General features: G+C 74.1%; 23 protein-coding genes and 4 tRNA genes. 14 read left to right on the plus strand and 13 right to left on the minus strand.

All coding sequences use genetic code 11. The annotated features are described in order from the left end of the window. Positions 1-4: 4 nt before the first annotated feature. From ACFOWE_RS00950 to ACFOWE_RS00960, 3 genes are all read right to left on the minus strand, one after another. On the minus strand, positions 5-1,051 hold the full coding sequence (locus ACFOWE_RS00950) for a Bug family tripartite tricarboxylate transporter substrate binding protein (RefSeq protein ID WP_377284804.1): 1,047 nt from the start codon (positions 1,049-1,051) through the stop codon (positions 5-7). Between the two features lie 100 nt (positions 1,052-1,151). After that, on the minus strand, positions 1,152-2,972 hold the full coding sequence (glmS, locus tag ACFOWE_RS00955) for a glutamine--fructose-6-phosphate transaminase (isomerizing) (protein WP_377284805.1): 1,821 nt from the start codon (positions 2,970-2,972) through the stop codon (positions 1,152-1,154). A gap of 46 nt (positions 2,973-3,018) precedes the next feature. Next, complete coding sequence (locus tag ACFOWE_RS00960) at positions 3,019-3,294, minus strand: hypothetical protein (RefSeq protein ID WP_377284806.1); 276 nt, start codon at positions 3,292-3,294, stop codon at positions 3,019-3,021. A 151-nt stretch (positions 3,295-3,445) separates the two neighbouring features. Between ACFOWE_RS00960 and ACFOWE_RS00965 the strand changes: the two genes are divergently transcribed. The 5 genes from ACFOWE_RS00965 (at position 3,446) to ACFOWE_RS00985 (ending at position 6,187) form a co-directional block, all read left to right on the plus strand. Further along, on the plus strand, positions 3,446-5,542 hold the full coding sequence (locus ACFOWE_RS00965; protein ID WP_377284807.1) for an N-acetylmuramoyl-L-alanine amidase: 2,097 nt from the start codon (positions 3,446-3,448) through the stop codon (positions 5,540-5,542). A 241-nt stretch (positions 5,543-5,783) separates the two neighbouring features. Beyond that, positions 5,784-5,855 (plus strand) — tRNA-Gly (locus ACFOWE_RS00970). A 24-nt stretch (positions 5,856-5,879) separates the two neighbouring features. Next, positions 5,880-5,950 (plus strand) — tRNA-Cys (locus tag ACFOWE_RS00975). Positions 5,951-6,027: 77 nt separating this feature from the next. Further along, positions 6,028-6,099, plus strand: a tRNA-Gly gene (locus ACFOWE_RS00980). Between the two features lie 13 nt (positions 6,100-6,112). After that, positions 6,113-6,187: transfer RNA gene (locus ACFOWE_RS00985), tRNA-Val, on the plus strand. Positions 6,188-6,364: 177 nt separating this feature from the next. Here the strand turns inward: ACFOWE_RS00985 and ACFOWE_RS00990 are convergent. Together ACFOWE_RS00990 and mltG are read right to left on the minus strand one after the other, a co-directional pair. After that, positions 6,365-6,985, minus strand: a complete 621-nt coding sequence (locus tag ACFOWE_RS00990; RefSeq protein ID WP_377284808.1) for a GNAT family N-acetyltransferase — start codon at positions 6,983-6,985, stop codon at positions 6,365-6,367. A gap of 91 nt (positions 6,986-7,076) precedes the next feature. Continuing rightward, complete coding sequence (mltG, locus tag ACFOWE_RS00995; RefSeq protein WP_377284809.1) at positions 7,077-8,216, minus strand: endolytic transglycosylase MltG; 1,140 nt, start codon at positions 8,214-8,216, stop codon at positions 7,077-7,079. A gap of 355 nt (positions 8,217-8,571) precedes the next feature. On the opposite strand from mltG, the gene ACFOWE_RS01000 reads away from it, so the two are divergent. The 4 genes from ACFOWE_RS01000 to pcp are packed head-to-tail and all read left to right on the plus strand — an operon-like array spanning position 8,572 to position 11,403. Further along, positions 8,572-9,453, plus strand: coding sequence for a hypothetical protein (locus ACFOWE_RS01000; protein WP_377284810.1), 882 nt, complete (start codon positions 8,572-8,574; stop codon positions 9,451-9,453). A 58-nt stretch (positions 9,454-9,511) separates the two neighbouring features. Continuing rightward, positions 9,512-10,399 carry a hypothetical protein gene (locus ACFOWE_RS01005; protein WP_377284811.1) on the plus strand — a complete coding sequence of 296 codons (888 nt, stop codon included), beginning with the start codon at positions 9,512-9,514 and terminating at the stop codon, positions 10,397-10,399. A 9-nt stretch (positions 10,400-10,408) separates the two neighbouring features. Beyond that, positions 10,409-10,786 carry a thiol-disulfide oxidoreductase DCC family protein gene (locus tag ACFOWE_RS01010; RefSeq protein WP_377284812.1) on the plus strand — a complete coding sequence of 126 codons (378 nt, stop codon included), beginning with the start codon at positions 10,409-10,411 and terminating at the stop codon, positions 10,784-10,786. Next, positions 10,783-11,403 carry a pyroglutamyl-peptidase I gene (gene pcp / locus ACFOWE_RS01015; RefSeq protein WP_377284813.1) on the plus strand — a complete coding sequence of 207 codons (621 nt, stop codon included), beginning with the start codon at positions 10,783-10,785 and terminating at the stop codon, positions 11,401-11,403. Before ACFOWE_RS01010 ends, pcp begins: the two co-directional genes overlap by 4 nt. A gap of 37 nt (positions 11,404-11,440) precedes the next feature. Here pcp and ACFOWE_RS01020 read toward each other — a convergent pair whose 3' ends face one another. The 3 genes from ACFOWE_RS01020 to ACFOWE_RS01030 form a co-directional block, all read right to left on the minus strand. Next, a complete protein-coding gene (locus ACFOWE_RS01020) occupies positions 11,441-12,520 on the minus strand; it encodes a hypothetical protein (protein ID WP_377284814.1) in 1,080 nt (359 codons plus the stop codon). 127 nt (positions 12,521-12,647) lie between these two features. Next, positions 12,648-14,069 carry a glutamate--cysteine ligase gene (locus ACFOWE_RS01025; RefSeq protein WP_377284815.1) on the minus strand — a complete coding sequence of 474 codons (1,422 nt, stop codon included), beginning with the start codon at positions 14,067-14,069 and terminating at the stop codon, positions 12,648-12,650. An 83-nt stretch (positions 14,070-14,152) separates the two neighbouring features. After that, positions 14,153-14,857, minus strand: coding sequence for an SDR family oxidoreductase (locus ACFOWE_RS01030; protein WP_377284816.1), 705 nt, complete (start codon positions 14,855-14,857; stop codon positions 14,153-14,155). Positions 14,858-14,971: 114 nt separating this feature from the next. Here ACFOWE_RS01030 and ACFOWE_RS01035 point away from each other — a divergent pair, with 114 nt between their 5' ends. Next, positions 14,972-15,805, plus strand: a complete 834-nt coding sequence (locus ACFOWE_RS01035; RefSeq protein ID WP_377284817.1) for a helix-turn-helix transcriptional regulator — start codon at positions 14,972-14,974, stop codon at positions 15,803-15,805. A gap of 83 nt (positions 15,806-15,888) precedes the next feature. On the opposite strand, the gene ACFOWE_RS01040 is transcribed toward ACFOWE_RS01035, so the two are convergent. Then, positions 15,889-16,419 carry a carboxymuconolactone decarboxylase family protein gene (locus ACFOWE_RS01040; protein WP_377284818.1) on the minus strand — a complete coding sequence of 177 codons (531 nt, stop codon included), beginning with the start codon at positions 16,417-16,419 and terminating at the stop codon, positions 15,889-15,891. A 31-nt stretch (positions 16,420-16,450) separates the two neighbouring features. Here ACFOWE_RS01040 and ACFOWE_RS01045 point away from each other — a divergent pair, with 31 nt between their 5' ends. Next, positions 16,451-17,236, plus strand: coding sequence for an SDR family NAD(P)-dependent oxidoreductase (locus ACFOWE_RS01045; RefSeq protein ID WP_377284819.1), 786 nt, complete (start codon positions 16,451-16,453; stop codon positions 17,234-17,236). A 120-nt stretch (positions 17,237-17,356) separates the two neighbouring features. Here the strand turns inward: ACFOWE_RS01045 and ACFOWE_RS01050 are convergent, their stop codons facing one another. After that, the gene (locus ACFOWE_RS01050; RefSeq protein ID WP_377284820.1) at positions 17,357-18,526 is read right to left on the minus strand and encodes a serine hydrolase domain-containing protein; all 1,170 of its coding nucleotides are present in this window, start codon (positions 18,524-18,526) and stop codon (positions 17,357-17,359) included. A gap of 265 nt (positions 18,527-18,791) precedes the next feature. Between ACFOWE_RS01050 and ACFOWE_RS01055 the strand changes: the two genes are divergently transcribed. Further along, a complete protein-coding gene (locus tag ACFOWE_RS01055; RefSeq protein WP_377284821.1) occupies positions 18,792-19,979 on the plus strand; it encodes a sensor histidine kinase in 1,188 nt (395 codons plus the stop codon). Next, positions 19,976-20,629 carry a response regulator gene (locus ACFOWE_RS01060; RefSeq protein ID WP_377284822.1) on the plus strand — a complete coding sequence of 218 codons (654 nt, stop codon included), beginning with the start codon at positions 19,976-19,978 and terminating at the stop codon, positions 20,627-20,629. Before ACFOWE_RS01055 ends, ACFOWE_RS01060 begins: the two co-directional genes overlap by 4 nt. Before the next feature lie 113 nt (positions 20,630-20,742). On the opposite strand, the gene ACFOWE_RS01065 is transcribed toward ACFOWE_RS01060, so the two are convergent. Further along, on the minus strand, positions 20,743-21,822 hold the full coding sequence (locus ACFOWE_RS01065) for a class I SAM-dependent methyltransferase (protein WP_377284823.1): 1,080 nt from the start codon (positions 21,820-21,822) through the stop codon (positions 20,743-20,745). A gap of 143 nt (positions 21,823-21,965) precedes the next feature. On the opposite strand from ACFOWE_RS01065, the gene ACFOWE_RS01070 reads away from it, so the two are divergent. Continuing rightward, positions 21,966-23,861 (plus strand): S9 family peptidase, encoded by a 1,896-nt coding sequence (locus tag ACFOWE_RS01070; protein ID WP_377284824.1) that lies wholly within the window; start codon positions 21,966-21,968, stop codon positions 23,859-23,861. Positions 23,862-24,027: 166 nt separating this feature from the next. Here ACFOWE_RS01070 and ACFOWE_RS01075 read toward each other — a convergent pair whose 3' ends face one another. Together ACFOWE_RS01075 and ACFOWE_RS01080 are read right to left on the minus strand one after the other, a co-directional pair. After that, positions 24,028-25,245, minus strand: a complete 1,218-nt coding sequence (locus tag ACFOWE_RS01075) for a PP2C family protein-serine/threonine phosphatase (protein WP_377284825.1) — start codon at positions 25,243-25,245, stop codon at positions 24,028-24,030. A gap of 20 nt (positions 25,246-25,265) precedes the next feature. Further along, entirely contained in the window at positions 25,266-26,063 is a 798-nt protein-coding gene (locus ACFOWE_RS01080) for an alpha/beta fold hydrolase (protein WP_377284826.1), read from the minus strand. Positions 26,064-26,089 lie beyond the last annotated feature (26 nt).

Below are 26,089 nucleotides of genomic sequence, written 5' to 3' on the forward strand. Positions count from 1 at the left end.
ACATCTAGGGGCGGATCACGCAACCGGCCCTACAATTTGTGTCGGAGGGGCGCAGCAGTCCGAGTTCGTAGAGCACCCCCCGGGTGCGTTCGGTCTCGGTGGACAGCCAGTGGCGGAAGTCGTCCCCGCTCAGGTAGAGACGCTCCCAGCCGTGCGCCGCGCACAGCTCCCGCCAGCGCGGGGAGGCGTCGATCCGGTCGCAGAGCGCCACGGCGGACTCGCGGTCCCCGGCGCCCATCTTCGCCCCGCCCAGCACCCCGCGCCAGTCGCTGTACTCCAGTCGGACGTCGAGCTCCATGAGCGCCGGAGCCTCGATCCCGTCGATCCGCTCACGGGCGGAGACCGCCAGCGGCCGGAGCCGCCCGGCGGCGATCTCGCCGGCCAGGGAGCGCACCGGCCCCAGGACGGCGGCCACCCGCCCGGCGTGGAGGGCTTCGACGGACTGGGCGGTGGTGGCGTAGGCGGCGTAGTCGAGCAGCCGGGCGTCCACGCCGAGGCACTTGCCGATCATTCCGTACAGGATGTGCTCCGGGCTTCCCAGGGCCCGGCCGCCGACCGCCAGCGCGGCCGGGTCGCGCCGGAGCCCGCCGGCGAGGTCCTCGAAGGAGCGCAGCCGCGAGCCGGCGGAGACGGCCAGCACCGCCCGCTCGCCGACCAGGCGGGCGAGCGGGGTCGTGGCCCCGGCCAGGTCGACCGCGCCGGAGATCTCCGCTCCGGCGACCAGCGGCATCCCTGCGACCAGCAGGCCGCCGCCCCGGGCGAACGGCAGGCCCGGACCGCCGGCCGCGGCGAGGGCGGCGAGGGCGGCGGCCCCGGCGCCGCCCGGATGGTTGCCCACCTCGGCGGTCAGGGCCAGCCCGTCGCCGGTCACCGTCTCGGCCAGTGCCCGGGCGACCAGGTCGGCGTCCTGCCCGTGCGCCGCGGGCGCGATGATGGAGAGCCTCCCGGCGACCGGCCCTCCGCCGCCCGCCGGGCCGCATCCCGCCGCGCCGTACCCCGCCGCGGCGACCGCGAGCCCCGCGGTGAGCCGGAAAAACCGTCTACGGTGCATAGGTGCCCCTTCCCCAGGGTGCCCTTGACACCCTAGGTTACAGCACCATCACTTTCCGCCACCGGTCGGGACTTGTCTGGATGTGTTCCTTTTGCCTGGATCACTCCACCGTGACGCTCTTGGCGAGGTTACGGGGCTTGTCGACGTCCCGGCCCAGGGCGACCGCGGCGTGGTAGGCGAAGATCTGGAGCGGGATGCCCAGCAGGATCGGGTCCAGCTCGACCTCGTTCCTGGGCACGACCAGGCAGTCGTCGGCCAGCTTGGAGTCGGCGACACGGTGGCCGACCATGAGCACCCGCCCGCCGCGCGCGCGGATCTCGCCCAGCGTGGTGAGGTTCTTGTCCAGCAGTTCGTCGTCGGGGACGATCGCCACCGTCGGCATCTCCGGGCCGATCAGCGCCAGCGGCCCGTGCTTGAGCTCGCTGGCCGGGTAGGCCTCGGCGTGCACGTAGGAGATCTCCTTGAGCTTCTGCGCCCCCTCGCGCGCCACCGGGTAGCCCCGGACCCGGCCGACGAACATGATGCTCTGCGACTCGGCGTACTTGTAGGCGAGCTCCTTGATCTGGGGCTCCAGCGCGAGGATCTCCTTGATCTGCCCGGGCAGCCTGCGCAGGCCCTCGCAGACGCGGCGGCCGTCGGCCGGTGAGAGGTCGCGCACCCGGCCCAGGTGGAGGGCGAGCAGCGCGAAGGCCACGGCCGTCGAGGTGAACGCCTTGGTGCTGGCGACCGAGACCTCGGGCCCGGCGTGCAGATAGACGCCGCCGTCGCACTCGCGGGCGATGGCGCTGCCGACGGTGTTGACGATGCCGAGGACCCGGCCGCCCTTGCGCTTGAGCTCCTGGACGGCCGCCAGGGTGTCGTAGGTCTCCCCCGACTGACTGATCGCCACGTACAGGGTGTCGGGCTCCACGACCGGGTTCCGGTAGCGGAACTCGCTGGCCGGCTCGGCGTCGGCCGGGATGCGGGCCAGCTCCTCGATGAGCTGCGCGCCGATCTGACCGGAGTAGTAGGCCGAACCGCAACCGATGATCTTCACGCGCCGGAAGGAGCGGGTCTCCCTCGCGTCCATGTTGAGACCGCCCAGGTGGGCGACGTGGAAGCGGTCGTCGAGGCGGCCGCGGAGCGTGCGGGCGACGGTGTCGGGCTGCTCGGAGATCTCCTTGAGCAGGTAGTGCTCGTAGCCGCCGGTGTCGTAGTGCGCGGTCTCCCAGTCGACGGTCAGCGGCTCCTTGGCGGTCTCCCGCGCGTCGCTGGCGAAGGTGTTGAACCCGTCGGCGCGCAGCACCGCGAGCTCACCGTCCTCCAGGTGCACCACCTGGCGGGTGTAGCGGACCAGAGCGGCCACGTCGGAGGCGGCGAACATCTCCTTCTCGCCGATGCCCAGGACGATCGGGCTGCCGTTGCGGGCCACGACCACCTCTCCGGGACGCTCGGAGTCGATCACCGCGATGCCGTAGGTGCCGACGACCCGCTTGAGGGCGAGGCGGACGGCCTCCTGAAGGGAGTCGGTCTCCTTGACGGTCCGGGAGATCAGGTGTGCCAGCACCTCGGTGTCGGTCTCGGACAGGAAGGTCGCGCCGTCGGCCTCGAGCTTGGCCCGGAGCTCGTCGGCGTTCTCGATGATGCCGTTGTGCACGACGGCGACGCGCTCGTCGTTCGACAGGTGCGGGTGGGCGTTGACGTCGCTGGGCACGCCGTGCGTCGCCCAGCGGGTGTGGCCGATGCCCGTGGCGCCCTTGAAGCGCGCCGGCACGGCCGCGGCCAGGTCCGCCACCCGGCCCTTGACCTTGCGCATCTTCAGGCCCTTGTTGGCCACCACCACGCCGGCGGAGTCATAGCCCCGGTACTCCAGCCGCTGCAGGCCCTCCAGCAGGATCGGCGCCGCATCCTTCGGCCCCACGTAGGCCACGATTCCACACACGGTGATCGCCCTTTCGACTGAGTGGTTTATACCTTTTTATACGGTTTCACCCGTAAACGATCCGCCGGAGCTGGCGGAGGGAGAGCTCGGGCGCCGCGACCCGGCGGCCCGCCAGCTCGGCGGCGATCCTCGGGAAGATCTGGTCGTTGACCAGCCCCTTCGCCTTGAGCTCGGCATGCCGCCGCCGGACGTACTCCTCGGTGCTCTCCGAGAAGTACGCCAGCACGTCCGCCACCACCCGCGCCGCCTCTCCCGGGCCGAGGGCGCTCGTCCGGACCAGATGGGTGATCAGTTCCTCGTGCGGATGCCAGGTCGTCGACACAGAGCAGGACGATAAGCAGGAGAGGCCGTGCACGCCAACTTTCCTGCCCGATTTCGGGCAGAAATCGCTCTCTCTTCATCGAAGATCCACGCTTATCACACTCGGTAGTTTGTTGTAGCTCTGGGTAGTGGTCCCGGCGGGAGGAACCACCATGCGCCTGCCGTACACCGCCGTCTCCGCCGCCCTCACCGTCGTCACCGCCCTCGCCGCGGTGGTTCCCGCCGCCTGGGCGGGCACTGCCCAGCGGGCGGGCGCGCAGTCACGCGCCGCGCACGCCTCCCGCGAGGCCCCGCCGGAGGGCAGGCAGGCCGCCTTCGCCCGGGCCGCCCGCACGTACGGCGTGCCGGAGGGCGTCCTGCTCGCCGTCTCCTACCTGCAGTCCCGCTGGGACGCCAACGGCGGCAGGCCGAGCGTCTCGGGCGGCTACGGACCCATGCACCTGGTCGACGCGACGGCGGCCCCGGCGCGGGGACGGCGCGGCGCACACGACCGGGCCCACGACGGGGCCCACCACCGGGCCCACCACGGGGCCGGGCGGGACGGCCGGGGCGACGAGACGCGGCCGCTCCGGGTGGCGGACCCCCGCGCCGCCGCGCCCCCGCAGTCCTCGCAGTCCCCGCAGTCCCGGCGATCCCCGCAGTCCCCGCCCCGGGACACCCTGCACCGGGCGGCCCGCCTGACCGGCATCTCCCCCGGCCGGCTCCGCACCGACCCGGCCGCCAACATCATGGGCGGCGCCGCGCTCCTGGCCGCCCTCCAGCGCGAGAGCGGCGGGCGGACCGGCGCGGGCCCCGCCCACTGGTACGGCGCGGTGGCCCGCTACCCGGGCACGGACACCCGGGCGGCGGAGGTCTTCGCCGACGAGGTGTACGCGACGATCCGCACGGGGGCCGCCCGGGTGACCGACGACGGCGAGCGGGTGGTCCTGCGCCCGCCGACGGACCCGGTCACTCCGGTCCGCCCGCCCCGGCGCCTCGCGCTCCGCGCCACCGCCCCCGGCCCCGACTGCCCGGCGGAGCTCTCCTGCGAGTGGCTCCCCGCCCCCTACCGCAAGCTCGGCAAGGGCCGCCACGGCAACCACGACCGCTACGACGGGCGCAGGGAGATCGACTACATCGTCGTCCACGACGGGGAGGCCTCCTACGAGAGCATGACCCGGATGGTGCGCAACCCGTCCTACCTGAGCTGGCACTTCACGCTCCGGTCGGCCGACGGCCACGTCGCCCAGCACCTGCGCGGCCAGGACGTCGGCTGGCACGCCGGGAACTGGTACGTCAACTCCCGCTCCATCGGCCTGGAGCACGAGGGCTACCTGGCCTCCGGCGGCACCTGGTACACCGAGGCGATGTACCGCGCCTCCGCCCGGCTGGTCCGCCACCTCGCCCACCGGTACGGCGTGCCGCTGGACCGGGCGCACATCCTCGGCCACGACAACGTGCCCGGCGCCACCCCGCGGACCGTGTCCGGCATGCACGAGGACCCGGGCCCCTTCTGGGACTGGGAGCACTACTTCGAGCTGCTCGGCAGCCCGCTGGGCCCGCCGCGGGGCCCCGCCCCGGACGCCTTCTCGCCCCTGTCCGCCGGTCCGGCCGCGCGCTCGGTGACGATCCTGCCGGACCCCGCCACCCACCGCCCGCGCTTCACCGGCTGCCCCGGCGGACAGGAAGGCGGCCGGGAGGACGGGCAGGGGGCCTGCCCCGACTGGGGCGCCTCCTCGGTCTGGCTGCGCGCCGCCCCCGCACACGACGCCCCGCTGGTCGAGGACGTCGGCAAGCACCCGTCGGGCGGCTCCAGCCAGAGCGTCTACGACCACGCCGCCCGCGCCTCGACCGGCCAGCGCTACGCCCTGGCCGGGCGCCGGGGCGACTGGACGGCGATCTGGTACCTGGGGCAGAAGGCCTGGTTCCACGACCCGGAGGGAGCCCGCACCTCGGTGCCGGCCCGCGGTCCCCTGGTGACGCCCCGGCCCGGCCTGAGCTCGGTGAAGCTGTACGGCCGCCCCTACCCCGAGGCCGCGGCCTACCCCCCGGGGATCAAGGCCGACAAGCCGGTCGCGCTGCAGTACCGGCTCCCGGCCGGCCAGCGCTACAGCCTCGGCCTGACCGTCCGGGGCTCCCACCTGCGGGCCGTGACCTTCGACCCGTCCCGGCACCTGGTCGTCCGCGGCGCCCGGCGCTACCACCAGATCCAGTTCGGGCACCGGATCATGTTCGTCCGTGCCGAGGACGTCGTCCGGCTCCGGGACTGAGCTCCTCAGCTGAGGCTCGCAGCTGAGGGCCGTAGCCGAGGGCCGTAGCCGAGGCCCGGAACCGGACCCCCGTCCCGCGCCGGGCGCGGGACCGGTCCGCGGCGGGTCCGGATGACCACGGGGAGGGATGTGAGGTGCGTCACACGAACCTGACGCTCCGGCAAGCGCCCGGTTGGACGCACGCACTCCCAGAACGCGCTAGAGTCTTCCCGTGCACCCGGACGAAACGGCCGGGAAACACGCGGAAGTGGCTCAGGGGTAGAGCATCACCTTGCCAAGGTGAGGGTCGCGGGTTCGAATCCCGTCTTCCGCTCTGCGGATCCTCCGGGATCCGACTGGTGGAGTGGCCGAGAGGCGAGGCAACGGCCTGCAAAGCCGTGTACACGGGTTCAAATCCCGTCTCCACCTCACCGCACGGACATCGGAGCCTCCGGGATCCGGTAAAGTGTTGCAGACACCGCCGAGGGGAGACCCGCAGCGGGCACGCGGAAGTGGCTCAGGGGTAGAGCATCACCTTGCCAAGGTGAGGGTCGCGGGTTCGAATCCCGTCTTCCGCTCTAGATTCACCGAGGACGATTAGCTCAGCGGGAGAGCGCTTCCCTGACACGGAAGAGGTCACAGGTTCAATCCCTGTATCGTCCACCATCCGAAGATCCCCCGAGCCGGACGGCTCGGGGGATCTTCTGTTCTCCCCCGCGGGTCACCGGCGGGGCGCGAGACCCATGGGGCGGCGGGACGCGCCGTGATCGCGGACGCCGGACCGGCCCCGGTGACCGCCCGCCTCCGCGTCCGGGGCGGCCGGAGACCGCTCCGTCCCGCGTCTCACCCCCGCGTCCGGGGCGACCACTGCGGCGCCGAGCGCCAGACCACCTCGCCGTCCGCCCGCTCGGCGGTCGGGACCAGGCCGAGGCGCCGGGCGACCCCGATGGAGGCGGCGTGCCGCGGATGGATCGCGGCCGCCAGCGCGGTCACGCCCCGCCCGGCCAGCCAGCCGGTCATCGCGCGGGCGGCCTCGACGGCCACCTTCCTGCCCTGCCAGGGGGTGCCGACCACCCAGGCGAGAAAGGCCTCGCCCGGGGTGAGGGTGGCCTGGACATGCCCGACCAGGGGACCGACCCGTGGTCCGACCAGAGGGCCGTCCAGAGGGCCGGCCGTACCACCGCCGGTCGCGTCGTCCGGACCGCCCGCGCCGGCCGTCAGGCGGATCACCCAGTTGAGCCAGGTCTCGGCGCTGCCGGGCGGCGGCCCGGCGACCATGCGGGCGTAGCGGTCGCGCAACTGCGCGGCGGTGGCGGGCGAGCCGCCGGTGAAGGCGTGCAGCGCGGGATCGGCCAGCGCCGCGGCCATCTCCTCGGCGTGCCCGACGGCGAGCGGTTCGAGCCGGAGCCGGTCCGTCACGATCGGCTCGGCCACGAGCGGCCCGGTCCGCGAGGAGTCGTCCATACGGCGATCCTCGCACCGGACGCCGCCCGGACTCCACCGGGCGCCGGGCCGCACGCCCCCTGCGGGATCCGGTCCCAGGGCCCCGGCCGGATCAGCCTCCGTTCCTCTTGTTGAACTTGGTCCGCAGCCGCCAGAACTCCGACTCCTTGTCGGTGAACTCGGTGATCCGCCTGGCCGGGTCCGTCGTCACGAACCAGAGCCACCGGCCCTCGGCCGGGTGGAGGGCCGCCTCGATCGCCGCCTGGCCGGGGTTGCCGATCGGGCCGGGCGGGAGCCCGCCGTACCGGTAGGTGTTGTACTTCGACCTGCTCTCCGTCTGCTTGTCGGTGGCCGCGATGCCGTAGGCGTTCAGCCCGTAGAAGACGGTGCTGTCCATCTGGAGTTTCATCGGGGGCTTGAGGGCGAGCCGGTTGTAGATCACCCTGGCCATCTTCGGCATGTCCTGGGGCCGTCCCGCCTCGGCCTGGACGATGCTGGCGATCGTCATGATCTCGTGCGGGGTACGGCCCAGCCGCTCGGCCTCCGCCTCCAGCGAGGTCTCCTCCGCCGCCCGGCGGTAGCGGTCGACCATGGCCGCGAGGATGTCGGCGGCCGTCATGTCCGGGGTGAACTCGTAGGTCGCGGGGAAGGCGTAGCCCTCCAGCCGGCCCCTGGCCGCCGCGGGCAGCTCCAGCGCCTCGGCGTCCCGGGCCGCCGCCTCGAACTCCGCCTCCGGTTTCCCGGTCGCCTCGGCCAGCGCGTCGATGATCTGGGAGAGCCGCCAGCCCTCCTTGACGAGCACCGTCCCCCGGTGCCGGTTGTCCGGGTCCGTCAGCAGCGCGACGGCGGCCTGCGCGGACATGCGCTCGCGCAGGGTGTAGCGGCCGGGCTGGAGCGCGCCGCTCTTGCCCGCGGCGTCGATCGCGTTGGTGAAGGCCCGGGCGCTGGCGACGACGCCCTGCTCCTCGAGGACCCGGGCGACGTCGGTGGCGCTCTGGCCCTCCTCGATCCGGACCGTCACCTCTCCGGTGCCCTGCCCGGTGAAGTCGTCGGGCACCATCACGTCCGACAACCACAGGTAGCCGTAGTAGCCGCCGCCGCCGAGGACTCCGGCGAGCACGACGAGGGCCAGGAGCGGGGCGAGGAACCGGCCGCGGCCGCGCCTGCGGCGCCGCCGCCGGCTCCTGCCGCGCGACCGGCCGCGGGCGCGCGCGTCCTCGTCGGCGCCGAGGACGAGGTCGAGGTCACTCATGGCCGCTGCGGCCGATCATCCGGGTGCCGCTCCCCCGGCACGCAGGCCCGGTCCCGCCGGGACGGGCCCGGCTCCGGGTGCGGATCCGCACGGCGCCGCGAGGGACGATGAGTGTTCCGATGAGCATCAGTACATCCCGAGATGTTCGCTGGACTCTTTCCGGTATCTCACGGGCTCACTCTATTTGTCAGGGAATTGCGTGATTGCGCATATGAGACGGTCACCCGGGGCGGCCGGGCGGCTCCCGGCCGGAGATCTCCGGCTCGCGGGCCACCGCACCGCTCACCACGATGCACCATGGAAGCACGTCTGGTCTGAAATCAGGCGGGCGGGAGTTCGGTTCGGCGAAGGGGGCGTGCCCGTGCTGCGTGTGGTGGTCGATCCGGAGGTGCCAGCGGAGGTCGCCAACCTCATGCGCCGGAACGGGCCGCTGCTGTCCCGCATCCGGCGCGGCTGGAATCCCGAGGCCCGCGACGGCGCCCGGGTGCCGGGCCCGGTCCTGGGCGTCTTCGCGCTGACCGTGGTGATGGCCGGGGTGACCTTCCTCGCCGCGGGCGCCGGGGCGGCGCCCCTGCTCGCCCTGGTCGCGATCGAGCTGCTCGTCATCGCCGTCCTGTACGCCGCCAGGAAACCCGCCCCCGCCGACTCCCTGGAGCGCGTGCTGTACCGCCACGCCCGGCAGTGGCAGGGCCGGTTCCTGGTCCTGGAGGACCTCGACCCGCCCTCCCGGCACCTGCTCGGCCGGGCCCAGCAGGCGATCGACCGGGTCCTGCGCTCCCGGGTGAACGCCCTGGGCCTGCTGGACGGCGTGCGCAACTCCGTGATGCTCCCCGCCGAGGAGTGGGAGATCGCCCGGCTGCTGGCCAAGCTCTCGGCCCTGCGCGCCAGGCACCGCGATCTGGCCCGCGGCGCGCGGACCCCGCAGGTGGCCACCGCGATGGAGCCGCTGGAGCGGGCGCTGGCCGCCAGCGAGGCCGCCGTCGTCGCCCGGGTCGAGGCCCTGGAGCGCTACGCCGCCCACGTCGCCGAGGCCGAGCAGGCGCTGCTCTCCCAGCACCAGATCGAGGCGCTCCGCGCCCATCTGCCGGAGTACGAGCAGCTCGTCGCGGAGACGGGCGCGGGGAGGTTCATGGCCCCGGAGATCGGGCGCCTGGCCCAGGACGCCGACCGGCTCCGGCAGGCGCTGGAGGACAGCATCCGCTCGGCGCATGAGGCGTTCCGCTATCTCGATGGATAGTCGAAAATATAAGATTTCTTGACCACGGTCCGACCCGGGGGAAGGGGAGAACGAGCCGGTGCAGTATGTGGCGGTCGATCCCGAGGTGCCTGCGGAGATCGCCGAGCTGTTCCGCAGGAACGTGTCCCTGCTGTCCCGCATCCGCGCCGGCTGGACCCCCGAGCCGGAGGTGGCCCCGTCCCGCCTGCCGCAGATCGGCGGGGCGGTCGCGGCCATCGTCCTGGCGAGCTCCGTCTTCCTCGCCGGCGGCATGCACATCAGCGTGTTCATCACCGCGCTGCTGCTCTTCGTGGTCTTCATCGGCCACGTCGTCACCCGGGATCCGCTGGAGACCGAGAGCACCGAGCAGGACGTCCACCGCAACGCCCGCTGGTACGAGGGTCGCTACCTGCTCCCGGAGGACTTCGACGCCCCCGCCGAGGAGCTGCGCGAGCGCACCCGCCGGGCCGTCGACCACGTGCTCCGGTCGCAGGTCAACGCGGCCGGGATGCTCGACGACGCGCGCAACTCGCTGATGCTCCCGGCCCAGGAGTGGGAGATCGCCCGGCTGCTGGCCAAGCTCTCGGCCCTGCGCGGCGAGCACCGCGACCTGGCCGGCGACGGCGCCCCGGAGGTCGCCGCCGCGATGGAGCCGCTGGAGCGGGCGCTGGCCGCCAGCGAGGCCGCCGTCGTCGCCCGGGTCGAGGCCCTGGAGCGCTACGCCGCCCACGTCGCCGAGGCCGAGCGGGCCTTCCTGGCCCACCAGCGGATCGAACTGCTCCGCTCCCGGCTGCCCAGATACGAGGAGCTGCTGGCCGAGACCGGCGCCGACGCGTTCGCCGTACCGGAGATCGACCACCTGGCGCGGGACGCCGGGCAGCTGGAGCAGGCGCTGCGGGCCAGCATCCGCTCGGCGCACGAGGCGTTCCGCTACCTGGACGGACCTCCACCGGAAGGTGATAAGTAGGGTTTGTCTATGACAAACCGACCAGTGCTGATCTATGACGGCGACTGCGGGTTCTGTGCGGCGAGCGTGCGCTTCGCCGAGCGGCGGATCGGCGTCCGGGCCCACGTGACCCCCTGGCAGCGGGCCGACCTGCCCGCTCTCGGCACCACGCCCGAGCGGGCGGACCGCGAGGTGCTCTGGGTCGAGCACGGCCGGGTGTACGGCGGGGCCCAGGCCGCCGCCCGGCTGCTGGTGGCCGCCGGAGGGCCGTGGAGCGTGCTGGGGCACGCGCTCCGGACGCCGCCGCTGCGCTGGGCGGCGCACGGCCTCTACCGGCTGGTCGCCGCCAACCGGCACCGCCTCCCCGGCGGCACCCCCGCCTGCTCACTGCCGGCGGCCCGGCGATGAGGGCCCTGCTGGCGGGCTTCGAGCCCTTCGACGGCGCCACCGTCAACCCGTCCTGGGAGGCGGTCCGGCAGGTGGCGGGCGTGCACGCCGTACTGCTGCCGTGCGTGTTCGGCGAGTCCCTGGAGCGGCTGCGCGCCGCGATGCTGGAGCACGAGCCCGAGGTGGTCGTCTGCGTCGGGCAGGCGGGCGGGCGGGCCGACGTCACCGTCGAGCGGGTCGCGCTCAACCTCGACGACGCCCGCATCCCCGACAACGCGGGCAACCAGCCGGTGGACCAGCCGGTGGTGCCCGGCGGCCCGGCCGCCTACTTCGCCACGCTGCCGGTGAAGGCCTGCGTGGCGGCGGCCCGGAAGGCGGGGGTCCCGGCGAGCGTCTCGCACAGCGCGGGCACGTTCGTCTGCAACCACGTCTTCTACGGCCTCATGCACCTGATCGCCACCGACTTCCCGAAGGTCCGCGGCGGTTTCGTGCACGTGCCGTTCGCCCCCGGGCAGGTCCTCGACCACGGCGGCCCGTCGATGCCGACCCCGCTGGTCGCCGAGGCGCTGACCGCGATCGTGACGGCCGCCGTCCTGGTCCAGGACGACCTGCGCCTGGCGGGGGGATCGCTGCACTGAGCGGGTGATTCGCGAGCCGATGCCGGCCGGCCGGGGACTACAGCGGCACGCCGTAGACGACGCGGCGGCCCGCGAACTCGCTCACGCTCCACACCTGCCCGCGGCTCCGGACGCAGGTGAGGTCCTCCGGCCCCACCGGGTACGGCCGGCGCGTCACCCTGCCCTCGGCGTCCTTGGCGTCCTTGGCGTCCTCGGGCCCCTCGGCCACGATCAGCGTGCCGTTCCGCGCCGACCCGGCGCCCTGGCTGAGGTACCAGGTGCCGGAGTGGGACAGGGCGCCCTGGATCCTGGGGCCGGGCAGCGCGTAGGCGTCGAGCGCGGCGGCGACGCCGTCGGCGCCGGACCTCAGCGTGCCGTCGGAGTTCAGCGGCCAGCGGGCCACCCGGCCGGTCCCGCCGGGCTCCTCGACGTACTCGCCGGAGATCAGCAGGTCCGGCGAGGCGGTGCGGTCGACGGCGGCGAAGGAGAAGCGGGCTCCCCTGGCGGTCGTGGTCCACGACCCGGTCTGCGGCATCACGTAGCGGTAGCCGAAGGCGTGGTAGACCCCCTCGCGCCGGCCGATGACCCCCTCCTCCTCGCCGTCCACCTCGAAGATCTGCCTCAGGTCGAAGACCCGGAAGCCCCGGGTGGTGTCGGCGACGTAGATCAGGTCGCCGTACCAGGCGATGCCGCCGGCGTGGATGTCGATCGGGGCGATGTCGCCGTCCGCGCGGGCCTCCACGAGCAGGACGTGCCGGTAGCGCAGGGCCGCCGCGTTCAGGAAGGTCAGGCGCACGCCCCGCTCCCCGTCCTCGGGCCGGTAGTACCAGCTGACCACGAACACGTTCCCGGCCGCGCCCGCGTCGGAGGAGCAGGTCAGCCCCTGCGGGTACCAGTAGGTGACGGCGTTGTCGGCGGCGTCGAAGCAGTACCAGTCCACCGGGCGGGGCCTCATCGAGCCGAACGCCCCGCTCCCGGTGGGGCCCCTGCGGGTGGCGGCCCGGTTGGCGCGGGCCAGCACGGTCTCCAGCGGCACCCGCTTCAGCTCCCGCTCCAGCGCCCGGACCCCCTCGGTGAAGCGGTCGTCGTCCCGTCTCAGCTCGAACGGCCCCGCCGGCACGGACGTCATCGCGCTCATGAGATTCCTCCCGTCCCGCCCAAGTCTGGCGGATCAAGGTATGGAATTCATGAGTATTCCGGGCCGGCTCCTTCGACGATCATCCGGGGCCGGACCGCCGGGCGGGCCGGGTGCGGGCCGGTCCGGGTCAGACGGGCCAGGTGTGCACGGGCATGCCGGTCAGCGCCAGCTCCCGGTAGCGGGTGACCATCCGGGCCCGGTCCCCGCCCGCGGCCTCCAGCGCCTGGCGCTGCCAGACCGACCCGGTACGGCGCCGCGTGACGCGCTCCCGGATGACGTCCAGCGTCCGCTCGATCTCACCGGGCTCCACGCCCACCCGGTCGAGCCCCGCCGCGGCGACCGGGAGCAGGTCCAGGGCGAGCCGCGCCGCCGGGGTCTCCCCCGGCCGGCCGGGCCAGGCCATGGATGCGTCCAGGCCGTCGATCGCCGCCCGGTAGAAGTTGCGGTAGGCGGAGGAGAAGGCGAACTCCTCGACCGGCTCGACGGCCAGCTCCGCGGTGAGGCCGAGCAGGAAGGCGGCGTTGGCCACCATGTCGGCCGGGGTCGGCCCGGCGGGCAGGGCGCGCATCTCCACCCGCAGGTGGCCGCCGCCCGCCGGGTCGTAGACCGGCCGGTTCCACTGCCAGACCGTGCCCTGGTGGAGGCGGAGCTCGGCCAGGGCGGGCGCGTCCTGCTCCTCCTCGCCGCGGGAGGTCATCGGCAGCAGGGGCTCGTAGTCGCGCACGCACGCCTCGAACAGCTCCTCGGCGCTCTTCACCCAGCCGGAGCCGAAGGCCACCCTGCGGTCGCGGCGGCCGAGCCGCTCCAGGTCGCGGTCGTCGGCGGCCTCCTCGAACAGCGCGATCCGGGTCTCCTCCCAGAGCCTGCGGCCCAGGAAGCCCGGGGAGTTGCCGCTGACCGCCAGGACCGGCCCCATGGCCAGCTGGGCGGCGTTGTAGACGCGGGCGAAGTCGGCCGGAGGGGTGCGCAGGTGCACCTGCCAGGAGGTGTTGGCGCTCTCCAGGATCACGCCCTCGACCTCCAGCTCCAGCTGCTCCACCCCGTGGATGCGGACCCGGAACGGCTCGGTCCGCAGCCGCCGCATGCCGCGGCTCATCGCCCGGTAGCGGCTCTCGTCGCTCATCGCCGCGCGGGTGAAGTCGAACTCGTGCAGGGTGGGCAGGATGCCGATCGCCACCGCCTGCCCGCCGTGCTTGGCCGCCGCGGTGTCCACCACGCCGATCGTCTCGTTCAGCTCCTGCTCCATCGCCGCGAAGGGCCTGCCCGCCAGCGGGAGCGGGGTCAGGTTGACCTCCAGGTTGAACCGGCCGAGCTCCAGGGTGAGCCGGTCGTCCCCGGCGGTGTCGCGCACCTCGTGGTTGCACGGGAGCGGCCGGCCCTCAGGTGTGATCAGGAACAGTTCCAGTTCGGCCCCGATGGTCGCGGGCCCCGTCCCGAACCCCGGCCGGGCCAGCAGCCGGCGGAGCTCCGCCAACTGCTCGGCCAGCCGCTCCCCGAAGCGCGCGAACTCCGCCTCCGAGAACCGGTCCTTGTCGAGTTGCTGCCCCATCGCACCGTCCGATCACTCAGTCGATTTGCGCCGCCACTCCTCTCTGTCCTGTCCGCCGCCCTCTAATCCGCCGGTGAGGTAGATCACCATGGCACGACACCGTCCTCGTTCCGGTAGGAACCGGTGGGGCCGTCGGCGTCCAGAAGCGCCAGCCGTACGGCGACGGCCGCGCCCTGCTCGGGGGTGCGGGGACCGCTGTGGCCGTTCATGTCCGTCGCGCAGTGGCCCGGGTCGGCCGCGTTGACCTTGATCGGGGTGCCGGCCAGTTCCTTGGCGTAGGCGACGGTGACCATGTTGAGCGCCGACTTGGAGGAGTTGTAGGCCAGGTAGTTGTGCTCCCAGGACGGATCCTCCGGGTCGCACGCCTGGGTCAGGGAGGCCAGGCCGCTGGACAGGTTCACGATCCGCGCGGCGGGCGCGCGGCGCAGCAGCGGGAGCACGGCGTTGGTGACGGCGACCACGCCGAAGACGTTGGTCTCGTAGGTGGCGCGCAACACGTCCACCGGGGTGGCGCTCGGGGCCGGGTCCTCCTGGGGGACGAGGATCCCGGCGTTGTTGACGAGGATGTCGAGCCTGCCGTACTCCGCCTCGATCCACTTGGCGGCGGAGGCGACGGATTCGGCGGAGGTGACATCGAGCTGGACGAACCGGGCGCCGATCCCGTCGGCGGCCCGCTGCCCGCGGTCGGCGTCCCGGCCGGCCGCCAGGACGGTCACGTCCCGCTCGGCGAGCAGTCTGGCGATCTGGTGTCCGATGCCCTTGGTGGCACCCGTGATGAGAGCGATCATGTCCCTCACCTTCGCCCGGCCCGGCCGGCGGCGGGAGAGACCCCGGAAGGCTGGGACCGGCGGTACCACTCTCGGGCCAACCGGGGGTTGCGGCGTCCGGCCATGATGGAGGGCGTGAACCGCAGTGGACTCGCCGAATTCCTGCGCAACCGCCGCGCCCGGCTGACGCCCCGGGAGGCGGGGCTGCCCGGCGGCGGGCGCAGGCGCACCCCGGGGCTGCGCCGCCAGGAGGTGGCCCAGCTGGCGGGCATGTCCGTCGACTACTACATCCGCCTGGAGCAGGCCCGGGGGCCGCGCCCGTCCCGCCAGGTGCTCGGCGCGCTGGCCCGGGCGCTGATGCTGACCGCCGACGAGCGTGCCCACCTGTTCCACCTGGCCGGGGAGGCCCCGGCGCCCGGCGGCAGGCCCTCGCGGGACGTGCCGCAGGGGGTGCTGAACCTCCTGGCCTCCCTGGAGGACGTGCCCGCCTACGTGGTCGACGCCAAGTACGACATCCTCGCGTGGAACCCGCTGGCGGGCGTGCTCATGGGCGACCTGGACCGCGCGGATCCGGAGGAGCTCAACGTGGTGCGCCGGGTCTTCGCCTCCCCGGACCTGCGCTCCGGTCTCTGCGAGGAGGAGCAGGGCGGTTTCGCCCGCGCCGCGGTCGCCGACCTGCGCGTCGCGGCCGCGCGCTACCCCGACGACCCCTCGATCGGCCGGCTGGTCGCGGAGATGCTGGCCCTCAGCCCGCAGTTCGCGGCGTTCTGGCAGACGCACGACGTGGAGGTCCAGCGCAACCAGCGCAAGCGGATGAGCCACCCGCTGATCGGCGTGATCGAGGTCTCCTGCCAGTCGCTGCACGTGCCCGACCGCGACCAGCGGGTGGTGCTCTACACGACGGATGCCGCCTCCCCCGCCCGCGACGCCCTGCGGACGCTGCGGACGCTCCGGCTCCAGGACGCCTGACGCCCGCGATCCGCCGAGGTGTGGCGCACCGCCCGGTGGTTCCGCTCCGCCCACCCCTGCTCCCGGACCATGGGCGAGGCGGGTCACCGGAGGCGGCCGTCGGCGGGCGGCGGGTCCTCCAGCGGCACGCGGAGCGTGTTCAGCACGACGGCGAGCATGCCGTAGTGGGCCACGAGCATGACGAGTTCGATCCGCCGGGGCTCGTCGTAGCGCTCGCACACGGCCTGCCACGTCCGGTCCGTGAGATCGCCGCGGGCGCACAGCTCGTCGGCGACGTCCAGGACGAGCCGGTCGGCGTCCGCCCACTCGTGCCCGCCGCTCCGGACCGCCTCGATCTCCGCGTCCGTCAGCCCCGCCCGGCGGGCCAGGCGTACGTGCTGGGCCCACTCGTAGGCGCTGGCCCGGTGGTGGGCGGTGCGCAGGATCGCCAGTTCCCGGTCCCGGTCGGGGAGCAGGCCGCGCAGCAGCGCCCCGCCGAAGGCGATCCACCCCCTGAACAGGTCCGGGTGGCGGGCGAGCGTGGTGAACACGTTGTAGGGGCCGGTGCCCTCGGCCACCCGGGTGAGGAACGCGTCCCACTCCTGCCGGGGCAGCGGCTCGACTCGAGGATTCACCGATCCGACTGTACCGGTTACGATCGCCGGTGTGAACGGTCGCTTGGTCGGCAGGCGTGTGCTCGTGGTGGGCGCCGGCACCCGTCCCTCCTCCGACCCGGACCCGCCCGCCGGCAACGGGCGGGCCATCGCGCTCGACGCCGCCCGGGAGGGCGCCACGGTGATCTGCGCCGACGTGGACGAGGCGGCCGCGTCCGAGACCGCCGCGCTGATCGCCGGCGAGGGCGGGCGGGCCGGCGTGCTCGCGGTGGACCTGGCCGACGCCGACGCCTGCGAGGCGCTGGCCGGGCGCGCGGCCGCGCTCGGCGGCCCGGTGGACGGCCCGGTGGACGGTATCGTGCTCAACGCCGGGATCGGCGCCGGGACGGCCCTGGCCGGGACGTCCGCCGCCGACTGGGACCGGGTGTTCTCGGTCAACCTCCGCGGCCACTTCCTGGTCTGCAGGGGCGCGCTGCCGCTGCTCGGCCCCGGCTCCTCGATCGTGTTCATCGGCTCGGTGGCGGGGCTGCGCCCCGGCAGCATGGTCCCCGCCTACGACGCCTCCAAGGCCGGGCTGGCCGGCCTGGCCAGGCACGTCGCCCTGGAGGGCGCGGGCCGGGGCGTCCGGGCCAACCTGGTCGCGCCCGGCCTGATCGACACGCCGCTCGGCCGGGAGGCGGGCCGGCTCCGCCGGAGCCGGGGCCGCACGCCGATCCCGCTGGGCCGGCAGGGCACCGCGCAGGAGGTCGCCAAGGTCGTGACCTTCCTGCTCTCCGCGGACGCGGGCTACGTCACCGGCCAGGTCCTCGCGGTCGACGGCGGCCTCACCCTCCGCTAGGCGTTCTGCCCGTGAGGCCGAGGACGCGGACGGCGGGTGGCCGGCCGTTCAGCGCGGTGTGACCGCGGTGGTGGCCGCAGGCGTGCGGCCGGGAGCACGTCCTGCGCACCCCACCGGGCCTCAGGCGCCGCACAGCGCCCGGTCGACCACTTCCTTCGCCGCCGCGTCGCTCTTCTCGCTCGTCAGGCCGGTGGCGTAGACCACGGCCCGGCGGCGGGCGTCGCGCGTGTTCCCGACGTAGGTGGCGTAGCCGGGGGTGCTCCCGCCGTGGCCCCAGCTCGTGACGCCGCAGGAGAGCCTGACCTTCTCCAGCCCGAGGCCGTACCCGAGGCCGGGCACGCCGGTCTGCTCGGAGATGTCCACGACGGTGGTCATCTCCTCGAGCTGCTCGGGCGCGAGCAGCTTCCCGCCGAGCAGCGCGGCGAAGAACCGGTCGACGTCACCGGTGGTGGAGATCATCTCGCCCGCCGCGCCGGCGAAGGACGGGTTGAACTCGGTCACGTCGATCAGCTCGCCGACCGGCTCGACGGTGCGCGGGAAGTAGCCCCGGGCGTGCGGCCCGGGGATCTTGACGGAGGCGCCGGGCAGGAACGTGTCGCGCAGCCCCAGGGGCTTGATGATGCGCCGGGCGATCTCCTCGCGGTAGGTGTTCCCGGTGGCCTTCTCGATGATCATGCCGAGGAGGGCGTAGTTGGTGTTGGAGTACATCCAGCTCGCTCCGGGCTTGAAGTAGGGCGGGTTCTTCACCCCGATCCGGACCAGCTCCTCGGAGGTGTAGGTGCGGAACCCGTCGCGCCGGATGTCCTCACCGGACCGCGGCATGCCCTTGCTCTGCAGGTAGTCGAACAGGCCGCTGGTGTGGTTGAGCAGCTGCCGGACGGTGATGCCCGACCCGCCGGGGACCAGGCCGGGGAGCCAGTGCCCGACCGTGTCGTCCAGGGAGACCTTCCCCTCGCCGGCCAGCTGCAGGACCACCGTGGCGGTGAAGGACTTCATGGTGCTGCCGACCCGGAACCGCCCCTGGGCGGGCACGGGGCGCCCGCTGCCGAGCCTGGCCGTGCCGCTCCGGCCGGTCCAGCGGCCGCGCTCGTCGCGGATCTCGGCCTGGGCGCCGACCGCCCCCTCCTTAACGATCTCGTCCAGGGTGGCCTTCAGGGTCCCGCGGCCGGCCGGGGCGCCCGTGCCGCCGGCGTCCGCGGCGGCGACCGCCTCCCACGCCGGGACGGCGGAGACGGTCAGCGCGGCCAGGACGGCGGCGGCGCGCAGGCGGCGGGATCGCGTGGTCGTCATGGGGGTTCCTCTCGGTGGGGCGGGCCGCGGCCGGCCCGCGGGGATCTCGTCGGCGCGCCGGTCCGGGGTGGAGCGCGGCGCGCCGGACAAGCCTCCACCGGCCGGTACGGCCCGCAGAAGCGCGGAAGGGACCGACCCCGCCCCCTGCCTGTGGCACCGCCGGAGAGCGGCCGGTACCTACGAAAGGAGGATCTCCACCCGGCGGAGGTCGGTATTCGGCACGCGACGGCGATCAAGGGCGATATGTCCCGATACGGTATGGCGCGTGCATGAGACCCGATGGCGGCCCCTGCTCGCCGACGCGGCGCTGGCGCTGGGCGTGGCGGCGGCCGGAGCCGCCGGGAGCTGGACGACCGCCGATGACATGGGCGGCTACGGCCTGGTGCCGCACACCGCCGTGGAGGTGGCCTGCGGCGCGGCGCTGATCCTGCGCCGGAGCCGCCCCGCGTCGGTGACGCTGGGCATCGCCGCCGCGTGCCTGGCCGGCGGCGTGCCGCTGGCGCTGCCGTTCGCCGTGTACGCCCTGGCCTCCCGCGTCCGCGACCCGCGCCTGCTGTGGGGGATCGCCGCCCTCACCGTGCTGGCCGCCGGATGGGTCGCCACGCGGTCGGACCCGTCGTGGGTCACGGCGCCGCCCGAGCCGGCCTCCGGATGGACCGCGACCGGCTCCGACCAGGACGGCTCCCCGCTCCAGCACCTGGCCGCGGCGGGCTCGATGGTGGCGGCCCCGCTCCTGCTCGGCCTGTACGTCCGCGCCCGCCGCGACCTCGCCGCGAGGGAGGGCGACACGCGGGTGGAGCGGGCGCGCACCGAGGAGCGTGCCCGGCTGGCACGCGAGATGCACGACGTGGTGACGCACCGGGTCAGCCTCATGGTGCTCCAGGCGGGGACGCTGCGGCTGCGCGCGCAGGCGGAGCGCGTCCCGCCGGAGGAGGTCGCGTCGACCGCGGAGCAGATCCGGCAGACCGGCTCGCAGGCCCTGGACGAGCTGCGGGCCGTGGTCGGGGTGCTGCGCTCGGGGGACGTGCTGGAGCGGGTGCCGCTGGCCCCGCCCCCGGCCCTGCCCGACCTGCGTACCCTGGTGGAGGAGAACCGCTCGGCCGGGGTCGAGGTGGACCTCGTGGAGACGGGCGAGCCGGTGGAGACGCCGCCGCCGGTCGGCAGGACCGCCTACCGGATCGTGCAGGAGGCGCTGACGAACGCGCGCAAGCACGCCCCCGGCGCCCCGGTCGCCGTGGAGGTGGCCACCGGCCCCGAGCGGATCCGCCTGCGCGTCGCCAACGGCCCGGCCCCGGCCGCCGCCCGGCACGACCCCCTGCCCGGCGGCGGGGCCGGACTGCTCGGACTGCGCGAGCGGGTCGCGCTCGTCGGCGGGACCCTGCGGGCCGCGCCCGTCCCGTCCGGCGGCTACGAGGTCCGCGCGGAACTGCCCGTGCACGGGGGCGCCCCGTGATCCGCGTCCTGCTCGTCGACGACGAGCGCATGGTCTGCGCCCATCTGCGCGCCCTGCTCGCCACCGCCGGGGACATCGAGGTGGTGGCCGAGGCCTACGACGGCGCCGAGGCGGTGGAGCGGGCGGTGACCCACCGGCCGGACGTCGTCCTGCTCGACGTGCGCATGCCCGTCGCGGACGGGCTGGTCGCGGCCGAGCGGCTGTCCCGGCTGCCCGACCCGCCGAAGGTCGTCATGCTGACCACCTTCGACCTGGACGAGTACGTGTACCGGGCGCTGCGCGCGGGCGCCGTGGGCTTCCTGCTCAAGGACACCCCGCCGGAGGACATCATCACCGTGGTCCGGGTGGTGGCCGCGGGCAACGCCATGCTGGCCCCGTCGGTGACCCGGCGGCTGATCGCCGAGTTCGCCCACGGCGACGGCGGCGCGCGCGAGCGGGCCCGCCGGGCCGTCGCGGGACTCACGGGCCGGGAGCGCGACGTGCTGGCCGGCCTGGGCGAGGGCCTGTCCAACGCCGAGATCGCGGGCCGGCTGTACCTGGAGGAGACCACGGTCAAGGGATACGTCTCCCGGGTCCTAACCAAGCTCGGCTGCGCCAACCGCACCCAGGCCGCCCTCGTCGCCCACGACGCCGGGCTCACCGGCCGCTGAGCCCGGCCCCCGCGGGCCCACGGGGACCGGTGGGCGCCCCGGCCCCGGCCCCCGGTCGCGCGAGCCCGCGGATCCGCGCCGGTAGCCGCCGGCCCGCGTGCCCGGCCCGGTCGTCAGCCCTCGTGCTTGGGCAGGCGGCGGACCTTCAGGCCGCCGCCCCACCGGTCGACCGCCTCCTCGTCGGCGAAGGCCAGCGCGCGCAGCATGTTGCCGCCGTCGGAGGCCTCGACCGCACGGCGGAGCCTGCGCCGCAGCGGCTCGGCGAGCTTGGTGGTGCCCGCCTCGACGGTGTCGCCGTAGAAGGGCGCGAAGGCCACCCCGGCGAACCCGGTACGGCGCAGCAGCACCGGCATCGTCTCGGCCGAGTAGAACATCAGGTGGTTCTTGGTGAACCCGTTCCACCCGGCGCCGAAGGCCTTCAGCTGCAGCGAGGCGGCGTTGACGGTGAGGATCATCAGCACCCCGCCCGGGGCGAGCAGGCTGCGGAAGCACCGGAAGTCGTCCAGCGGCCTGGGCAGGTGGGCCAGGACCGACCAGAGGGTGATCACGTCGAAGCCGCCCACCGCGATCTCCGGCACGTCCTCCGGGGTACCGTGGTAGGCCCGCGCCCGGGTGAGCCGCCGGTTCGCCTCGGCCACCGAGTCCGGTGACAGGTCGACCCCGACCGCGTCGAACCCGCGCTGTTCGGCGAGCTCCAGGAAGAGCCCGGCCCCGCAGCCGAAGTCCAGCAGCCGCCGGCCGGCGCCGTCGGCGAAGACCGGGTGGAAGGCGTCCATGGTCAGCCGGTAGCGGCGCTGCCGGTCCGCGGCGTACTTCCCGGTCAGGAAGGCGCTGTAGTTGTTGGCGTACAGGTCGCCCAGGCGCTCGGGCCGGATGTTGGGGTTGCGGTAGAGGAAGCCGCACGAGGGGCAGCGCACCACCTGGTAGCTCCACCTGCCCTTGGGGCCGGTCGGGGTGAACAGCGGCTGCTGGCGGCTGTCACCGCACAGGTGGCAGGTGACGAACTCCTCCAGTTCGCCGAGCTTCGTGCGCTCGCGGTAGTCCGCCAGCGTCATCACCGGCGCCCGGCGCAGCCGCAGCCGCCACTGCGCCTGGCGCACGTGCCTCTCGCCGGGGCGGACGTAGAGCCGCTGCCCCCAGGGCACGCGGTCGTAGCGCGAGCCGTACACGGCCCGGTAGAGCACCCTTTTCACAGCGTTGACAGCGTGTCCGTTCACCGGCGTTCCGTCCCAACACATCACGGTTTCATCGATCGCTGAAGCGGTACCCGACGCGTGATCGGGACAGACCCGGAAGCCGGTATAGCGTTCTTCATCGGGTGATAACGTCCCAGGCCATGCGCCCAGAAGACCTCGCCCTGCTGCACGCTCCCGGCAGCGTGACCCTCCACGACGATCTTCTCCTGGTCGACGTCGCCCATCCCGACCTGGAGGCCGACGCCTACCGGGGGAGCCTGTGGCGGATCCCGCCGCAGGGTCCGCCCGTCCCCTTCACCCACGGCGACCTCGACACCGCCCCCCGCATCTCCCCCGACGGCGCCTGGGTGGCCTTCCTGCGGGCCACCGCGGGGGGCAGCCCGCAGCTGCACGTGATGCCCACCGGCGGGGGCGAGCCCCGCCCGATCACCGACCTGCCGCTCGGGGCCGGCGCCCCGGTCTGGGCGCCCGACTCGCGGCGGATCGCGTTCACCGCCCGCGTCCCCGAACCCGGCCGCTACGGCACCGAGGAGGGCGTGGGAGCGGCGGCCGAGGCGCCGCGCCGCATCACCGGCTTCCGCTACCGCCGCGACGGCATCGGCTTCACCCAGGACCGCCGGCCGGTCCTGTACGTGGTCAACGCGCTGGCGGACATCCCGCAGCCGGTGGCGCTGACCGACGGCCGCTACGACGTCGAGGACCCCTGCTGGTACGACGAGGACCATCTGCTGGTCTCGGCCCCCCGCGATCTGGACCCCGAGAGCCTGCACACCGACCTGTACGCGGTGCCCGCGCTCGGCGGGGAGCCGGTCCTGGCGGTGCGCAGCGCCGGCTCGGCGGGCCACCCGGCCGTGCTGCCCGGCGGCGACGTGGTCTACCTGGGCGCGGAGTTCTCCGGGATCCACGCGGTGGCCCGCAACACCGGCCTCTACCGCGTGTCCCTGCGGCTCGGCGGCGAGCCGCTCGCCGGAACGCGGCTGACCGAGGAGGAGTCGGTGGACTGCGAGCCGCTGCCGCCGCTGGCCGCCGAGGGCGGCGTCCTGGTCGCGGTCCGGGTGCGCGGCGCGGTCGAGCTGCGCCTGGTGCCCCTCGACTCCGACGGCGCGCCGCTGGGCAAGCTCCCGGTCGTGCTGGGCGAGCGGGGATGGGTCAAGTCCTTCGCGGCCTTCGGCGGGCGCACCGTCGCGGTGGTCTCCACCCCCGAGCACCCCGGCCAGGTCGTCGAACCCGACCGGACGCTCGCCGACTTCTGCGGACCGCTCCCGCAGGCCCGCCCGCTCCGGGAGATCACCGCCGTCGCCCCCGACGGCTACCCGGTGCACGGCTGGATCGCCCTGCCCGAGGGCGAGGGCCCGCACCCGGTCCTGCTGAACGTGCACGGCGGACCGTTCCACCAGCACGGCTGGGGCTTCCTCGACGAGACCCAGGTCTACGCCGCCGCCGGGTACGCGGTGGTCCTGCCCAACCCCCGGGGCTCGGCCGGGTACGGCCAGGCGCACGGCCGTTCCGTGATCGGCGCGCTCGGCACCGTCGACGCCGACGACGTGCTGGCGCTGCTGGACGCGGCGCTGGCCCTGCCGGAGTGCGACTCCGGCCGGGTGGGCGTGATGGGCGGCTCCTACGGCGGGTTCATGACCAGCTGGCTGGCCGCCCACCACGGGCAGCGCTTCCGCGCGGCCTGGAGCGAGCGCGCGGTCAACGCCTGGGACTCCTTCACCGGCTCCTCCGACATCGGCTGGTACTTCGCCGAGGCCTACTGCGGCCCGGACGCCGAGGCCCAGCGCGCGATGAGCCCGCTCCACCACGCCGACCGGATCGCGCTGCCGTTCGCCGTGGTGCACTCGGAGGAGGACTGGCGCTGCCCGGTCGAGCAGGCCCAGCGGATGTACGTCGCCCTGCGCCGGAACGGCGTGCCCGCGGAGTTCCTGCTCTTCCCCGGTGAGGGCCACGAGCTGAGCCGGAGCGGCCGGCCCCGGCACCGGCTGCAGCGCTTCGAGGCCGTCCTGGAGTGGTGGTCCCGCCACCTGACCGCGTAGCGGGACCGGCGGGGAGCCCGGCAGTCCCCGGCCACCGGGCTCTCCGCCCGCCGCGGTCGCCGCGCCCTCCGCGGCTCCCAGGCGGGCTCCGCGAGCCGTACGGCCCGATCGGCCCGATCGGCCGGATCGGCCGCTCCCGGACCGGCCGGTCGGGGGCCGGTCCGGCTCAGCGCGGGAGCCGCAGGACGAGGACGGCGATGTCGTCGCTCGGCAGCCCGGACTGGAAGGACACCACGTCCTCCACGAGCCGGGCGGCCATGTCCGCCGCGTCCGCGCCCCGGACCGCCTCCAGCGAGCGCGCCAGCCGTTCCTCGCCGAACAGCTCGTCGCCGACCCGCCCCTCGGTGATCCCGTCGGTGTAGAAGAGCAGCGCGTCCCCCGGGGAGAGCTCCACCTCGGTCTCGGGCAGCCGCGGGTCGTCGAAGATCCCCAGCAGGTCTCCGGTACGGCCCACCGTCCCGATCCCGGCGTCCCGCGGGACCCGGACAGGCGGCGGATGCCCGCCGAGGGCCAGGCTCAGGCGGGCCCGTCCCGCCCCGGCGGGCCGGATCCGGGCGTAGGCCGCGGTGAGGAAGCGGTCGGTGCGCTCGCGCAGGAGCGCCTGGTTGAGCGTGGACAGCACCTGTCCCGGCCGGGTCTCCCGCATGCCCGCGGCCCGCAGCGTGTAGCGGGCCAGGCTGGTGACGACCGCCGCCCGGGCTCCCTTGCCGCACACGTCCCCGAGGGCGAGCCCCCAGCCGTGCGCGGTCTCGAACAGGTCGTAGAAGTCCCCGCCCACCTCGTCTCCGTGGCCGGCGGGCCGGTACACGCCCGCGACGTCCAGGCCGGGGACCTCCGGCAGCGCCGACGGCACGAAGCTCGCCTGCAGAATGTGGGCGAGCTGACGGGCCTCGGCCTCCGAGCTCTCGGCCCGCTGCCGCTCGCGCAGCAGCTCGCGCTCGTACCGCCTGCGGTCGGTCGCCGACACGACGGAGAGCCGGATGACCGCGGGCCGCCCCTCGGGTGTCCTCAGTACGGCGTTGAGCAGGACCGGCAACCGGGTGCCGTCGGCCCGTTTCAGCTCGACCGCGATCTCCCTGACCCGGCCCTGCATCACGAGCAGGGGCGCGAAGTGCGTCTCGTAGAAGATGCGGTCGCCCACCGGCAGGAGGGAGTGGACGCGCGTGCGGCCGACCAGTTCCGCCCGGGTGTACCCGGTCATGGACAGGAAGGTGGCGTTGGCCCTGACCACCGTCCCGTCCATGAGCGTGGACAGGTAGCCGAACGGCGCGTTCTCGTACAGGTCCTCGAAGTCCTCCTCGACGGACCCGGTCGACGGAGACCCGACGGACCCGGCCGGCGGAGGGCCGCCCGCCCCGCTGGTGGTCTCGTCCGGCTGGGTCACGGAGAAGCTCCCGTCGCCTCTCAACTCCGCAGGAACGAGCGGATCGCGTCCACGGTCTCCTCGGGGGCGCTCAGGTTGGGGCAGTGCCCCGTCGCCTTCATGAGGACCAGCTCGCTGCGCGGGATCATCCGGTGGACGTACTCCCCCACCTGGCGGGGGGCGATCACGTCCTCGGAGCACTGCAGGACGAGTGCGCGCGCCCGCACCCGCGGCAGGTCCCCCCGGTTGTCGGACAGGAAGGTCGCCCGCGCGAACCGCCGGGCGATCGCCGGGTCGGTGCGGCAGAAGCTGTTGGTCAGCTCCTCGCCCAGCTCCGGGCGGTCCGGATTCCCCATGATCGCCGGGGCCATCGCGCCGGACCAGCCGAGGTAGTTGCTCTCCAGCGACTCGAGCAGTTCCTCGACGTCCTGCCGGCTGAACCCGCCCACGTAGTCGCCGTCGTCGATGTAGCAGGGCGACGGGCCCACCAGCACCAGCCGCTCGAAGCGCTCCGGCTCCTCGATCTCGGCGAGGATCCCGATCATCGCGGCGACCGAGTGGCCGACGAAGACGGCCTGCTCGATGTCGAGCTCCCGGCAGATCTCCAGCAGGTCGCGGGCGTAGCCGTCCAGGGAGGAGTGACGCTCGGGCGAGTGGCTCGCCAGGTCGGAGCCTCCGTACCCCACGTGGTCGAAGAGCACGATCCGGTACTCGTCCGCGAAGGCGGGGACGACGAACCGCCACATGTTCTGGTCACACCCGAAACCGTGGGAAAAAATTATGGTTTTTCCCGATAAATTGCCAGAGATATTCACATTGTTTCGGGCCAGAACATCCACTGCCAGAAACCGCCTTTTCCGCGAAA

The sequence above is a fragment of the Planomonospora corallina genome (assembly GCF_042650625.1).
GTDB classification, from domain to species: Bacteria; Actinomycetota; Actinomycetes; order Streptosporangiales; family Streptosporangiaceae; genus Planomonospora_B; species Planomonospora_B corallina.